Annotated in this window: 11 protein-coding genes; 5 read left to right on the plus strand and 6 right to left on the minus strand. The window is 66.8% G+C overall.

Annotated elements, in window-relative coordinates; genetic code table 11:
* Positions 1-55: 55 nt before the first annotated feature.
* From A5646_RS22495 to A5646_RS22510, 4 genes are read right to left on the minus strand one after another with little or no spacing between them, the layout of a single operon-like run.
* Complete coding sequence (locus tag A5646_RS22495; RefSeq protein WP_067024293.1) at positions 56-1,303, minus strand: hypothetical protein; 1,248 nt, start codon at positions 1,301-1,303, stop codon at positions 56-58.
* Positions 1,303-2,643 (minus strand): hypothetical protein, encoded by a 1,341-nt coding sequence (locus A5646_RS22500; protein WP_067024296.1) that lies wholly within the window; start codon positions 2,641-2,643, stop codon positions 1,303-1,305. Before A5646_RS22500 ends, A5646_RS22495 begins: the two co-directional genes overlap by 1 nt.
* Entirely contained in the window at positions 2,643-4,289 is a 1,647-nt protein-coding gene (locus A5646_RS22505) for an ABC transporter permease (protein WP_067024299.1), read from the minus strand. The genes A5646_RS22500 and A5646_RS22505 overlap by 1 nt, the downstream gene beginning before the upstream one ends.
* A gap of 36 nt (positions 4,290-4,325) precedes the next feature.
* Positions 4,326-5,714: a condensation domain-containing protein gene (locus A5646_RS22510; RefSeq protein WP_067024302.1), complete on the minus strand. Its 1,389-nt coding sequence runs from the start codon at positions 5,712-5,714 to the stop codon at positions 4,326-4,328.
* Positions 5,715-6,535: 821 nt separating this feature from the next.
* Here A5646_RS22510 and A5646_RS22515 point away from each other — a divergent pair.
* The 3 genes from A5646_RS22515 (at position 6,536) to A5646_RS22525 (ending at position 9,871) form a co-directional block, all read left to right on the plus strand.
* Positions 6,536-8,194 (plus strand): NAD-dependent malic enzyme, encoded by a 1,659-nt coding sequence (locus tag A5646_RS22515; protein ID WP_067024305.1) that lies wholly within the window; start codon positions 6,536-6,538, stop codon positions 8,192-8,194.
* A gap of 212 nt (positions 8,195-8,406) precedes the next feature.
* Positions 8,407-9,153, plus strand: coding sequence for a maleylpyruvate isomerase family mycothiol-dependent enzyme (locus A5646_RS22520; RefSeq protein ID WP_082984819.1), 747 nt, complete (start codon positions 8,407-8,409; stop codon positions 9,151-9,153).
* A gap of 100 nt (positions 9,154-9,253) precedes the next feature.
* A complete protein-coding gene (locus A5646_RS22525) occupies positions 9,254-9,871 on the plus strand; it encodes a TetR/AcrR family transcriptional regulator (protein WP_067024311.1) in 618 nt (205 codons plus the stop codon).
* A 29-nt stretch (positions 9,872-9,900) separates the two neighbouring features.
* On the opposite strand, the gene A5646_RS22530 is transcribed toward A5646_RS22525, so the two are convergent.
* A complete protein-coding gene (locus A5646_RS22530; RefSeq protein WP_066878427.1) occupies positions 9,901-10,611 on the minus strand; it encodes an SDR family oxidoreductase in 711 nt (236 codons plus the stop codon).
* Between the two features lie 105 nt (positions 10,612-10,716).
* Here A5646_RS22530 and A5646_RS22535 point away from each other — a divergent pair, with 105 nt between their 5' ends.
* A complete protein-coding gene (locus A5646_RS22535) occupies positions 10,717-11,577 on the plus strand; it encodes a LysR family transcriptional regulator (protein ID WP_067024315.1) in 861 nt (286 codons plus the stop codon).
* Positions 11,578-11,890: 313 nt separating this feature from the next.
* Complete coding sequence (locus A5646_RS22540) at positions 11,891-12,952, plus strand: 3-deoxy-7-phosphoheptulonate synthase (RefSeq protein WP_066867800.1); 1,062 nt, start codon at positions 11,891-11,893, stop codon at positions 12,950-12,952.
* Positions 12,953-12,979: 27 nt separating this feature from the next.
* Here the strand turns inward: A5646_RS22540 and A5646_RS22545 are convergent.
* The coding region (locus A5646_RS22545; protein ID WP_082984820.1) for a (2,3-dihydroxybenzoyl)adenylate synthase at positions 12,980-14,256 on the minus strand (1,277 nt) is incomplete at its 5' end.

Raw genomic sequence — 14,256 nt, forward strand, 5'->3', positions numbered from 1 at the left:
CTTACGTTACCAGCCGCGACGCGGCGGCTGCCACCGAGCCACGCCGTCGGTGGCGTCACATCATCCGGGGCCCGCCGAAACCCGGGACGGTGCCCACCGGGATCAACGCGAACGCGATCGAGAGCAGAATGAACAGTCGCAACGTTCTCGGGGTCATCGCCTGCTCGATTTCCGGTCGGCGGGCCGCGAAGAGAACGAACACGATCGCGACATCGAACCCTACGATCGTCAGCCAGCGAGTCCAGTCGTAACCGGTGAGGAATACCGGGATGACCAGCACCAGGCCCGCGATCACCCAGTTCATTCGCCCTTGCAGGGCAGCGACGAACGCGCGCAGCGGTACGCCCGAAACACCGCTGACTCCCCACAGCGTCACCGCCAGCGCGGCGGCGCCGAATAGCAAAGAGATTGTCAGGCCCAGTATTCCGATGTGACCGACGGCGCGGACGGCGTCCCCGATCCCGTGGTCGTAGTTCGGCAACACGTTGCGGCACACCCAGTCGTGATAATCGGTCCTGGGACTCTGGCCGTCGATGACGAAGCGCATCAGCGTGTGCGGCGACGTGACCGTGGCGAAGGGGTTGGGCATCACGCGATGCGGTACGGACGCACACAGTTGCGAGGCGATGTCGTGACGGCCGAATCCCGCCACGACGGCCGCGGCGATCACTCCCGGTGTCACGGCCAGGAGCACGCCCCGACGCTGGGTGGTTTCCAGCGCGCCGCCGAGAACGATGATCGCCAGCACGGCTCCCAACGCGTACTGCAGCCCATTCGCCTCGTGCACCAGGGTCAGCACCGCGATCGCGGCGCCGTAGGTTGCGCAGCAGCCCATCGCGATGGCCCTGGTACGCGTGATGGCCAAGGCCGAGCTGAACAGCGCCAGGGCCGCCCCACCGAACAAGTCCGGCCGGGCCGAAAACGCCGCGAACGGTACACCGAAGGGCAGCAACGGAATCGCCATCGCCAGCAGGAGCCGGCGCTGCGAGCGATGGCGACTGAACGCCACCACGCCCGCGACCGCCGCCAGTCCGCACAGATAGATCCCCGTGGACAGCCACCGCAGGCCGAGGGAGGCCGCGAAATAATGTCCGGGGACCGAGCGAACCAATTCGCCGGCGAGGCCACGACGGACGAAGCCGTGCCGGTAATCGGCGGCGTAATAGGACATCCAGTACACGTCGAGCGGAACGACCTTGATCGCGAACCACAACACGACCGCCGACCATGCCGCGATCGCGGCGCCCACATACAGGATGTGGTTTCGCGTAAGCGGATTCGCCTCAACTTCCACGGCCACCATCAGCTGCGGCCCTCGTACACGGTGGTGGCGGACAACTGTAGATCCGCCAGCGCACCACACGCGAGCTCGCGGGCGGCGCAGGTGTCGCCGGAACCGCTTTGATAGGCGACGACGGTGAGAAACCGGCTGCCGTTGACCGTCCCTGTGCCGCAGAACAATTGGCCGTGTGCCTGTTCGATGCGCGCCCGGGTGATGCCCTGCTCGGCGAGCCGCATGGAAAGCTCGGACGCGTCCCCGCCGTCGATGCGGCTGACGGCGGCGTCGAGGGCGCCCAGATTGGAACATCCCACCGGCAACTGACCAGACGACATCGCGATGCCTTCGGCGCGCCGGACCAGCCAGTGCGGCGTGAACGGGATGAGCGGCAACCCGGCGAGCATTTCGTTGGGCTGTTCTTCCGAGGACGTCAGCGCTGTCTTGACGTCGGTGCGCACCGCGGTCAGGTCGCCGGCCACCGCCGTGCCGTCGACCGTCACCGTGATGGAGGTCAGCGCGTTGGCCCGGTCGTCGTCGGCGGTCCGGTCGCTGACCGGAAGCACCACCGTCACCGAGTTCCCGTCGGGCAGCACTCTGCCCATCCGGTGCGCCAGCCGAGCGACGAACGCAACGAAGAGCGCGTTGCTGCTTCCATTGAGGCTGCGCGCCCGCGCTTCCCAAGCCGCAGCGTCGGTTTGGATTGTCACCGACGGCGCCGCGTTCGGGTCGTCGGTCGGCGTGAGCGCCTCCGGGTTCCGCGTGCGCGGCGAGGGCTGCTGGTTGGACGACACCCTGAGCAATATCAGCAGCGTCGCGATCAGCGCCCGGATCGCCGCCGGCAGCGCGATGACGGCATCGACAAGATCCTCGCCCACGGCGCGCCACCGCGCGCGTGAATTCGGCCGAGCGTAACCGAGATTGCGTTGTTCTCCCTTGACCGCTTCGGCTACGGCCGTAACCATGCCGAGCCCGTCGACAACGCAGTGCGAGGCCACCAGGGTGACCGCTGCGCCGCCGTCGACCAGCGGCAGCACGCCGAGGTGAAACGTCGGGCCGTGTTCGGGGTCCACCCGCACCTGGGCGCGCCGTTCGAGCCACGCGCCGATCTCGTGCCGCGGTTGCCGCGGCTCCCACGCGATGTCGGGCGAGCGGCCGTCGACCACCCAGCGATGACGCCCGAAGGGCAGCGGCGAGCGCTCGATGCGCCGGCCGAGCAGGCCGGCACCCAGATTGTCCTTGAAGGCCCGCAATTCGTCGATGTTCACGTCACGGTCGTAGACCCACGTGCATTGCACCGTGCTGCCTTGACCGGTGGCGCGCAGCCGAAGGAAAGCGGCCTGGTCCAACAGCGCCAGCCTGGTCACTAGCACCCCGCCTCGGCCGCGGCGCGATACCCGCGCACCGCCGCCGGCGCGAACACGGCGACCAGGACGCCACCCCACAGGCCCGCCTGCCACAGCGGCGACAGCACGGGTCCGCCCTCCGCGAGCGCGCGCATCGCCTCGATCGTCGGCGATATCGGCGAAAAACGCACCACGGGTTGCAGCCAGCCCGGAAACACCTCGGCCGGCGCCACACCGGTATTGAGGAACAACAGCACGACGCACCCCGCACCCAGCCACGTCACCATCGCCTTGCCGTCCGCGCGCGCCGCGATCGCGATGACCAATGTCGCCATGCCCGCCGAAATCGCCACGGGCACCAGCACGAAGGCCAGCATCGCCATCCAGCCATAGCTGAATCGCAGACCCAAAGCGATCCCGAAGACGGTGAGCACGACCGCGGACGTGGTGGTTCGGGCGGCCTCGGCGACCAGTCGCCCCGCCACGGTGCTGGCTCGATGCACTGGCTGCACCCACAGCCTGGTCAGCACACCGGACTCCCGCTCCGACGGCAGAGCCAAACCGGCGCCGAGGGTGCCGAACACGGCGCCGACCACCGCGCACATGGGTACCAGCCCGTACAGGCTGTCGTGTCCGGTGATGGCCAGGACGGATTTGCCGACCAGCAGCTTGTAGATGATGAGCAGAAAGGTCGGAAACAACAGCGCCTGCACCGCGACGATCGGATCGCGCCGCCAGCGGCGCAGGAGCCGTCCTGCCTCCGACGCGCTTTGGCTGACGAAGGCCGTCAGCGGTGTCCGGCGTGAAATCCTCTGCCCTGCAGCGGTATTGACGGCAATCGCGGGCTGTTCGGCGCACGCATCGCCCGTCGGTAAGGCGTTCGGGCGGGGCTTGCGCACGAGCCGGGCGGCGCCCGAACTCCCCGCGCCAACGCGTCGCTGCATGCGCACCGCGAGTCCACCGAACAGCGCCAGCAATCCGAGGCACCACGCCAGCGTCACCGCGAGCTCCCGGCCCGGAACGTGACCGGCGGAAAGAGCGCGCAGCGTCTCGGTGACCTGTGACACCGGTTGGTAGCGAATGAATGGTCCGAGCCAGGCCGGAAACGATTCCGCCGGAGCGATGCCGGTGGACAACAACACCAGGACGAGTTGGGGGAGCAGCAGTAATTGGCTCGACGACTCGACGGAGCCGACGCGCGAGCCCAAAGCGTCAGCGCCGAGAGACACCGCCATCGCGAACGCCACGACGATGACCACGAATAGAACCGCGATGCCCGGGCCGCCCTGCATCCGGAAACCGAACGACCACCCGACCGCAACGGAAGCGACCAGCGCGATGATCGCGCGTATCAAGCAATACAGCATCCGTGCGCTCAGCGGCACCGCCGCTGGGACCGGCAGGGTGCGAAGCCGGGACCCGAAGCCGGACAACCGGTCTCGCGCGGCGCGGTCGGCTGTGGTCATCGCCCCGAACAGCATCGCCTGCACGATGACCACCGGAAGTACGTATTGCGGATAGGTCATCGGGCCGGTGCGGATGATGCCGCCCAGCACGAGGGTGAACCCCAAGAAGCAGCCCACCGGAGCCAGCGCCGCGAAGAGTAGGTCGGCATCGCGGCGCGATCCCGACATCGTGCGCAAAGTGAGTGCCACGAGGGCACTCATACCGAGACCTCCCGCGGCGACAGGACGGGACGGGCATCACGCATCGATATGCGGTCCGGCCTCGCACACCCGGGTGAATTCGGCGCGCATCGTCTCGACGTAGCGCAGGACGGATTTCCGGGCGACGTCGGTGCCCGGGTAGGCGACCACCAGCTGCGTTTTGTCGTGCATGCGATTGACCCACATGCACACCGTCTCCGACAGCCGGTTGTCGCCCCACACGCCGGCGCGCAGGCCGTCGAAGTAGCCGCCGAACGGCAACTTGCGGATGTCGATGTAGGACAGCATCGGGACCGGGCGGTCGGGAACCTCGATGGGGTTCGACGGATCGGTGGATTCGAGCAGGTGGTAGTAGGGGACCGCGCCCAGGGCGGTGTTGCCGTCGAAAGACGCCTGGGCGGCGCTGACCACCTCAGCGAACGACGCACCGGCGGTCGGAATCGCCAACGGGACGAAACTGGCCAGCCAACCGACCGCGGTGGCGTACGCGGGCTCCCGCCTGTTATCGAATGGAGTGAGTCCGAAATACGTTGCGGCGCCGGTTAACCGGTGTTCGGTCAGCGCGGCGCAGGCGAACACGCCACCGCTGAAACGCGCGCCCGCCGCGCGGCACACCGCTTCGAACCGGCGGCCCTGGTCGTCATCGATCAGGTCGAATACGTCGATGGCCCCCGGTGTGTCCGCATTCGACTCACCCAGTTCCAGCGGGAATTTCGGGAGCGCCCCATTGTTCGCCGCGAGAAACGCCCGCCACGACTGGATCTCGGGCGACTCCTCGTTCAGGCCCCGGGTGTACGCGTGCTGGTTCGCGCTGTATTCGCGATGGCTCGGGGCCGGCGGCAGCGGGTTTTCCGCCCTCTGCAACGCGGCGTAGTACATGGTCTGGATGTCGAGGAAGATCACCCCCGCCGACATGCCGTCGGCGCGCAGGTGGTCGACGGCGATATAGATGGTGAACCGGTCTTGGGCCTGAATGATGCCGAAGGTAAAGCAGTCCCATTGCAGCGGATCGGGCGTATCGAGAAGCAGTTTGCGGATCTGGTTCGGCGCCATCCTCCCGAGATCCGTTGGAGCCAAGGTGATGAGCTCCGGGTCGGGAATGACATAGCGAAGAATCTCATCGTTGTCGCCGAAGTCAAACCGGTCGTGGTAGGTGTCGTGTCGCCGGAGGTGACTATTCACGGCTTGGGTCATCGCATCGATGTCGCAGGTGCCGCTGATTTCCCAGGCCCCAATGCACAACCGCGGGATGTCGCGGCCGCGACTGACCTGCCGGCGGTAATAGCGAAGATGCTGCGCCTGCTGATAACTCACCGGGGCGGGATGGTATTGGGCTTCGGCCGCGCGCCGATGGGTAGCCGCAGTGGGGTACCAGGAGACGACGGTGCCCTCGGCTGTCCAGTCCTCAACTGTGCCCAAGAACATGCGCTACCTTTCGTCCGTCAGCTGGCGACGCCGGTCCGGATGACCTTAGCGGCAACGCAGGTGATTTGCTGAGTAAGTCGGTTGCCGAAGCGGTCCGGTTCCGCGGGCCCAGCAAGTGCCTCGCGCCACGCTGCGTCGAACAATGCGCACGTTCGGTGCGGCTCAGGGTGTTGTCAGCCGGTGATGCGCATATCGTCAAGCGGCGCAGACAAATGACTCGCCGACCCTTCCGCGGCGCAATCATAAAGTTCCCCTCTCGGGCCCGCAATCGCACAGGAAGTTCTGCCAACCGGTCGTGTGCTCGTGTGAGGTAGTCGACACGCGGGGTCATTTAATTCGTGCGTCGTTAACACGGAACTACGACTCGAACAAGCATGTATCTCGACGTGATGACCCAACCTGTCGATTCCCACCCACAGAGCCGGCGCAATCTTGACTAGGCCCCACGTGATGCTTGCGGACCTGCCGAAACGGCGCCTGGGTTACCATATCGTGATGCACGGCCGTATTGGAATACTGTCAGTGAAAGATTTCTTGCGCCGCTGATGCGGGCAAACAATCAAGCGATCCACCAAAAGTGCGGCGGCACTGAGCCCTACGTCGCTGCCGACGACAACTCGGGGATCAAAAATCGTGAGAACCGTGGCGCCCGCAGCAAACTGCGTGACGCGCGGGTTCAATCCTTGAGCACCCATCGAAAGGCGAGCCACGCGGGGCCGAAGCCGCGAGGGCTCAGCAGACAAAGCGCCCTCGATGATCGATGATGATCTGGACACCGCCGTTTCCCGTTTCGCGAGAGTCGCAAAGAAGGGACCTAGACGATGCCCGATGAGCTCCGCGGTCCGGCCAGACTGTTCGATGCGCTGACCACCAAGGGCACCGCCTTCACCGAAGCCGAGCGCCGGCGGCTGGGTCTCTTGGGTCTGTTGCCGACGACGGTGAAGACGCTGGAGCAGCAAGCCGCGCATTGTTGGCACGAATTCTCCACTCGGCGCGACGATCTCGACAAACACATTTATCTGCGGGCATTGCAGGACCGCAACGAGACGTTGTTCTACCGCGTATTGCGCGACCACATTCCCGAGGCGCTGCCCGTCGTCTATACACCCACCGTGGGTGAGGCCTGCCAGCGTTTCAGTGAGATCTACCGGCGGCCTCGGGGATTGTTCGTGTCCTACACCGAGGGTGATTGCCTGGACGAGGTACTGAACAACCGGCCGCAACGTGAGGTCGATGTGATCGTGGTGACCGACGGACAGCGTATCCTCGGCCTGGGCGATCAGGGGATCGGGGGCATGGGGATCCCGATCGGGAAACTGTCCCTCTACACCCTGATCGGTGGCATCGATCCCGCGCGCACGCTTCCGATCGTGCTCGACGTGGGTACCGACAACAGCGAGCTCCTCGACGATCCCCAATATCTGGGCTGGCGGCACCGGCGCATCGACGACGAGGATTACTACGCGTTCATCGACAAGTTCGTCGCCGCGGTGCGCGAGCAGTTGCCGAATGTGTTGCTGCAGTGGGAGGACTTCGCCACCACGCATGCGCTGCCGATCCTGGCCCGTTATCGCGACAAGCTGCTCACCTTCAACGACGACATCCAGGGAACGGCCGCCGTCACGCTCGGAGCGCTGCACGGCGCCGCCAAGGTCGCCGGCCGCCCGCTCTCGCAGCAACAGATCGTGATGCTCGGCGCCGGCTCGGCCGGTATCGGAGTGCTCGACATGATTCGACGGCAGATGATGAACGAAGGGTTGTCCGAACAGGCTGCCTCGCAGCGTATCTGGGTTGTCGACGTCGTCGGCCTGCTCACCGATGACCGCACCGACCTGTCTGATGCGCAGCGCGGATTCGCCCAGCCTGCCGCCCGCGTCGCGCAATGGGGTCTGTCAAGTCCCGCTCAGCTGGCCGACGTCGTCCACCGCGTCGACGTGGGCGTGCTGCTCGGCCTGTCGACCGCCGCGGGTGCCTTCACCGAGAGCATCGTGCGTGAGCTCGCCGGTAAGACCGACCGGCCGATCATCTTCCCGCTTTCCAATCCCACCAGCCGCGCCGAGGCGCGCCCCGCCGAGCTGGATCAGTGGACCGACGGGCGGGCGCTGATCGCCACCGGCTCGCCGTTCGCGCCGCTACACCGCAACGGCGTGGAACATGCTGTCGCGCAGTGTAATAACGTCTACATCTTTCCCGCGATGGGGCTCGGGGTGACGGCGGCTCAGGCGACCCGGGTCACCGACGAGATGATGCGCGTCGCGGCGCAGACCTTGGGCGAGGCCTCGCCCGCCCTCGCCGACCCCGACCAGCCGCTGCTACCGGCGTGGTCGGACGTGCCGGATGTCGCCGTGCGCATCGCGCACGCCGTCGCCGTGCAGGCGGTCGCGGACGGTGTCGCCCCGACGCGCAGCGAAGCAGAGCTCGCCGAACGCATCGCGCAGGTGCGTTGGCAACCCGAGTACCCCACGACAGTCGACCCGTGACGGCTGGTGGTCATGGGCACCGGATGGCGGTGTGAGTATTTCACTGCCCCTACCTGCACCGGTTTTGGCCAAGCGCAATGACTTTCGACGCAGAAGCAACGCCTCCTCGGCACCGGCTGACCCGGTACGGCCTCAATATCGACATCGCCTTGACTTCATACATGCAGTGTGTATGTTAATACATACAGTATGTATCTGAAAGGTGGGTCCTCATGAGCGCCACGCTCGACGCCATAGCGGAAGAACGCAGAATTGTTCTGGAGCTCTGCTCGCAAATGCCGGATCCGTTGTGGGCGAAGGACAGTGGTTGCTCGGGCTGGTCGGTGCAAGACCTCGTGTCGCACATGGCGTGCAGCTTCTGGCTGGCTGTCGATCCGTCGAGGCTGCCCAGTCCCGGCGATTTGCCGGCCGAACGCGCGGCCGACCTCTATGTGGAATCGCGACGTTCTATGACCCCCGAAGAGGTGGTGGCCGACTATGAATCGGTCAGCGGCCGAGGGCTCGAGGTGCTCGCTGCGATAGAGGGTCAGGACATCGACATCCCCATCGGCGACGTCGGAACCTACCCGGCCTCGGTGGTGCCGACAACCTTCGTCTTCGAATCACTCATCCACACTCGCTGCGACCTCTTTGCCCCCGACGGGCCGCTGCCGGGGGACCCGCCGCCCGTCGACGAGCTGCGGCTTGCCCCCACCCTCGATTGGATCGAAGCGGCACTGCCGCAGCAGAATGTGCCGCTGCTCAACGACTTACACACCGGCGTGGAGGTTCGCCTCGACGGGCTGTGCGCCCGCACCCTGCACATCGGCCCGCGCGCCGAGGTCGGGGCGCGTGTCACGTCCGACTCGCAGGCCTTCGTGCGCTGGGTGACCCAGCGCGGCACCTGGGGGGAGTTGGGTGTGCAGGCGGAGGGTGACCCGTCGTCGCTTGATGTCGTTCGCCGGCTCAGGGTGTTCTGAGCCGGGTCCGAACACGACGCCACACCGGTCGGTCGCGCGATCCCGGACCTTCATACGGTATGTATGAGAATGCCTACGGAGGCGTGAAAGGTAAGGGTCGATGGCGCAGGGCGGTCGCCGCACGCAGGCCGAACGCGCGGCTGAGACACGCGATGCGTTGATCGGTGCCGCCCGGCCGTTGTTTGCGTCAGTGGGATTCGCCGACGCGTCCCTGGAAACGATCGTCCGCAACGCTGGGGTGACACGCGGCGCCCTCTATCACCATTTCGCCGACAAGACAGAGTTATTCGCGGCGGTGTTCGAGCGCGTCGAGGGGGAGATGGCCGCCCGGATGGTCGACGCGGTCGCCGCCGCCGGACACTCCGATCCCGTCGAGATCATGCGACTCTGTTCGGGACTTTGGTTGGATGCGTGCGCCGAACCCGAGATCCAGCGCATCGTCCTGCTCGAGGCGCTGGCGGTGTTGGGATGGGAACGCTGGAGCGACATCGGCCACCGCTACAACATCGGGTTCGTGAAAGGACTGCTCACCGACGCCATCGAATCCGGCAGTATTCCCCGCCAGCCCGTCGAGGTGACCGCCCTGACGATCATGGGAGCACTGCGCGAGGCGACGCTCTACATCGCCCGCGCCGACGATCATCGTCGGGCCCGCGCGGAAGCCGGCGCGGTGATGGACCGACTCATCGACGCGTTGCGCGCCAACGGTTCTGGCTAGTCCGCCGCACCGCTCGCCGATAGGTGTCGTTACGCCGCGATGCTGCCGCCCCCGTCGGCTCGGATGATCTGACCGGTGATGTAGCCGGCGTCGTCGTCCAACAGTGCGCAGATCGCATGGGCGATCTCGCGGGGTGTCCCGAGGCGACGCAGCGGAATCGTCTGCAGCATACGCGCTTCGCGCTCGGAGCCGGCCGGGCTGAGCGCGCGGTACATCTCGGTTTCGATGGGCCCGGGCGCCACGGCGTTGACCGTGATGCCGGACTGCGCGAGCTCGCCGGCCCAGATCCGGGTGCACGCTTCCAGTGCCGCCTTCGTCGCCGCGTAGGGCGTGCGCTCCGAGGTGCCCAGTGTGGTCAAGCTGGTGACGTTGACGATGCGCCCCCACTCGTTGACCAGCATGCCGGGCAGCACCGCCTGGACCACCTGCACGGCGGCGCGCACGTTCAGGTCGTACGTGACGGCCAGATCGTCCAGATTGATCGAACCGATGCGGCCGAACCGGGCGACGGCCACGTTGTTGACCACCGCGTCGATGCGCCCGTTCGCCAGCACGCGCCCGAGCGCGGCGTCGGTCTCGACCCGATCGGTGAGGTCCGCCTCGTAGAACTCGCCCGGGAAGTCGTCGGGCGCGGTGCGAGCCAGGCCGACGGGTATGTCGCCGGACCTCTTCACCCGGTCGGCGACTGCCCGGCCGATCCCCTTCGATGCCCCGGTGATCAGTACGCGCCTTGCGGTCATGGTGTCCTCCTTCAACGGCTTCGTATGATTACTGAAACGTTCTGGAACGCAAATGTTGCATAACGTTGTTGTTATGGGCGATGACGTTGCCCTTATGGAGGATCGATGACGACGTTGGCGCAGCTCAGAACGTTCATTGCGGTGGTCGATCAGGGCGGTTTCACGGCGGCCAGCCGCCGGCTGGGGTTATCCCAGCCGGCCGTCAGCCGCACCGTCGCCACGCTGGAAAAGGAGCTGGGCCTGCCGCTGTTCGTTCGCCGCCGAGACGGGCTCTCCCTGACCGAAGCGGGTGCCATCGCGCTGACGCACGCGCGAGAGGCGGCGCGCCACCTCACGTTGATGCGCACCGAGGTCGCCGGCCTGGCGGGCGACATCACCGGGACGCTGAGCCTCGCGAGCCTGCCGTCGGCCACCGCAACGCTCGTCGCGCCCCAACTCCGGGCGTTCGCCCAGCGGCATCCGGCCGTCACCATCCGGCTGCTCGAGGGTAGTGAGCAAGAGATTCGGGATTGGCTCGACCAGGGGGCCGCCGAAGCCGGTGTGGTCAGCCTGCCCAGCAAGGGCCTTGACGTCGCCGTCCTCGGCGAACAGGACATGGTTGCGGTGGTGCCGGCCGAGCACCGGCTGGCAGCCAAGGACGTCGTCACCTACGCCGACTTGGCCAAGGAACCCTTCGTTCGTGGTACGGGCGGATGTGCGGATGTGTTCATGCCGATCGCGCGCCGCGCCGGGGTCGAATTCGACCTGGCCTTCGAAGCACGCGAGATCGCGGCGACGCTCGAGATCGTGCGCGCCGGCCTGGGAGTGAGCATCCTGCCCAGCGCCGGCCTGCCAGAACTGCCCGGCGTCGCGGTGCGTCCGCTGCTGCCCCAGACCGTGCGGCGCCTCGGCGTCGCGGTCTCCGCGAGTGCGTCCGCCCCCGCGCGCGCATTCCTCGACCAGATCGCCGCGCTGAATCTGCGCTGATTCGATTGGGCCAGCGCGGTTTTGATCCCCGACGGGACTCGTGGCTGTCGGTGACCACGTGCGCGGCGCGACGCGTTTTCAGCCGCACCGACCCGACGTGGTATCTTCGCCGACGTGACTATCGGCGTGCGCGCGTATTGGCGCTTTATCGTGGCTCCGGGTGGAGCCGGCGATGCGGCGGCCGATTGACGCACGCGCACGACTGATACCCGGAGCCCAGCAGTGACCACACGGTCGCTGCTTTTCGTTTTTCAGGGCATCGGGAACCAGCGGGCGTGCCCTGGGAGCCAGCACAGAAAGGCACACACCCTCCATGTCCATCATCAATTACGAGACGGCGACCATCGACACGTCCGACCACCGGATCGTCTCGTTCCGGGAACTGTCGGCACCGGCGGTGATTCGCACCGAACTGCCGTTGACCGCCCGGCGCGCCCAGGCCGTCCAGCGCGATCGTGACGAGATCTCGGCGATCCTGGCCGGTGGTGACGATCGGCTGTTGCTGGTGGTCGGCCCGTGCTCGGTGCACGACCCCGTCGCCGCGCTCGATTACGCACGCCGGCTCGCGCCGATGGCCGCCGACTACGCGGATCGGCTGAAGATCGTGATGCGCGTCTACTTCGAAAAGCCGCGGACCACCGTCGGGTGGAAGGGACTGATCAACGACCCCAACATGGATGGCAGCTTCGACGTCGAGCGGGGCATCCGCGTCGCGCGCGGGTTGTTACTCGACATCATCGACGTCGGCCTGCCGGTGGGGTGCGAATTTTTAGAGCCCACCAGTCCTCAGTACATCGCCGACGCCGTCGCGTGGGGCGCGATCGGCGCCCGCACCACCGAGTCGCAGGTGCACCGCCAGTTGGCGTCGGGCCTGTCGATGCCCGTCGGGTTCAAGAACGGCACCGATGGCAACGTTCAGGTCGCCATCGACGGGGTCAAAGCCGCTGCGGCGCAGCACAATTTCTTCGGTACCGACGACTTCGGTCGTGCGGCCGTCGTCGAGACCATGGGCAATCCCGACTGCCACGTCATCCTTCGGGGTGGCACCACCGGACCAAACTACGACGCCGCCGCGGTGGCCAGCGCCATCGAACGGCTTGGCAAGGCCGGGCTTTCCGGGCAGGTCATGATCGACTGCTCACACGCCAACTCGGCCAAAGACCATGTGCGCCAAGCCGAGGTCACCGCCGAGGTGACCGCACGCATCGCCGGGGGCGAGCGCGGTATCGCCGGACTGATGCTGGAAAGCTTCCTGGTCGCCGGCGCCCAATCGCTCGGCGGGGAGCTGGTCTACGGCCAGTCCGTGACCGATCGGTGCATGGACTTCACCACGACCGCGGGGCTGTTGGCTGACCTCTACGCGGCGATGGGCTGACCGCGGGCCACGGGGGCTGGGCCCGCGTCACCGAGGGGCGGGCGCCTGTCGCGACGAAACCTGGCCGGCGATCGCCTTCTTGTCGATCTTGCCGATCGGGGTGGTGGGCAGGGACGTCATCGCCACCAAGACGTCGGGGCGGGCGTGCGCGGCCACACCGCGCTCGTCGAGGTAGCCGTTCAATTCCGCCAGCGACAGTTCAGGGCCGTCGAAAACCACGGCCGCACAGATCTTCTCGCCCAGGTAAGGGTCGGGCAGCGCGACGGCGGCGGCCGAGAAGATCGTCGGATGGCTGTGCAGCTGCTCCTCCAGGTCCGCCGCCGAAATGGTCTCTCCGCCACGGCAAATCACGTCCTTGACCCGACCGGTCACCACCAGATAGCCGTCGTTGCGCAGCCGCACCACGTCACCGCTGCGGAAGAACCCTTGCGCGTCGAAGCTGCGTTCGTTGTCGCGCTCGGCCCGAAAGTAGCCGTTGAACGTGTACGGTCCGCGGACCAGTAGTTCGCCCTCCTCGCCCGGCGGCACCGGGTTGCCCTCCGCATCGACGACGCGCAGTTCGTCGGCCGGACACAATGGCCGGCCCTGGGTGTGTTCGGTGAGTTCCGGGGGATCGTCGAGCCGGGTGTAGTTCAGCAGCCCCTCGGCCATCCCGAACACCTGCTGCAGGCCCGGGGTCAATGCGCTGCGCACCAAGCGGGCATCCTCGGCTTCCAGCTTGGCGCCGCCAACCTGCAAGAGCCGCAGCGTCTTTGGTGTCACGGGTTCCCAGTCGCAAGCTTGCGCCCACAACTTGGCCAACGCCGGCACCAGGGCGGTCACCGTGACACGGTGGCGTTCGATGGCGGCAAAGGCCGCCTCGGGGCTGGGGTCGGTGCCGAAAACGGTGGTGGCGCCGACCGTCATCGCACCGAGCAGACCCGGACAGGCAAGCGGGAAGTTGTGCCCGGCGGACAGCACCGCCAAATACACGTCGTCGCGGGTGAGCCCGCAGAGTGCGGCGCTGGCCTTCGCGTTGAAGACATAGTCGTCATGGGTGCGGGGGATGAGCTTGGGCGTGCCGGTGGTGCCGCCCGAAACCAACAGCAGCGCAGGCGATCCCGGATCGGGTGCCGATGGCCGCGCGCCGGTGGTCGTCCCATCGCGCAGTTGGGTCCACGAGGTGAACGGTCCCGGGTCGCCGTCGACGATGACGTGCCTGAGCGCGCCGTGCCGCTCGACGAGGCCCTGCGCCATGGTCCGGTAGTCGAATCCGCCTGCGGTGTCGGCGATCAGCAACCCGGTGGCCTCGCTGACCGCGGCAA

This window comes from Mycobacterium sp. 1245499.0, assembly GCF_001673615.1.
Lineage (GTDB): Bacteria > Actinomycetota > Actinomycetes > Mycobacteriales > Mycobacteriaceae > Mycobacterium > Mycobacterium europaeum_A.

Coding starts and splice junctions, on each gene's coding strand:
- A5646_RS22495 (WP_067024293.1), bottom strand. CDS start 1,303: ATGGTGGCCGTGGAAGTTGAGGCGAATCCGCTTACGCGAAACCACATC.
- A5646_RS22505 (WP_067024299.1), bottom strand. CDS start 4,289: ATGAGTGCCCTCGTGGCACTCACTTTGCGCACGATGTCGGGATCGCGC.
- A5646_RS22510 (WP_067024302.1), bottom strand. CDS start 5,714: ATGTTCTTGGGCACAGTTGAGGACTGGACAGCCGAGGGCACCGTCGTC.
- A5646_RS22515 (WP_067024305.1), top strand. CDS start 6,536: ATGCCCGATGAGCTCCGCGGTCCGGCCAGACTGTTCGATGCGCTGACC.
- A5646_RS22520 (WP_082984819.1), top strand. CDS start 8,407: ATGAGCGCCACGCTCGACGCCATAGCGGAAGAACGCAGAATTGTTCTG.
- A5646_RS22525 (WP_067024311.1), top strand. CDS start 9,254: ATGGCGCAGGGCGGTCGCCGCACGCAGGCCGAACGCGCGGCTGAGACA.
- A5646_RS22530 (WP_066878427.1), bottom strand. CDS start 10,611: ATGACCGCAAGGCGCGTACTGATCACCGGGGCATCGAAGGGGATCGGC.
- A5646_RS22535 (WP_067024315.1), top strand. CDS start 10,717: ATGACGACGTTGGCGCAGCTCAGAACGTTCATTGCGGTGGTCGATCAG.
- A5646_RS22540 (WP_066867800.1), top strand. CDS start 11,891: ATGTCCATCATCAATTACGAGACGGCGACCATCGACACGTCCGACCAC.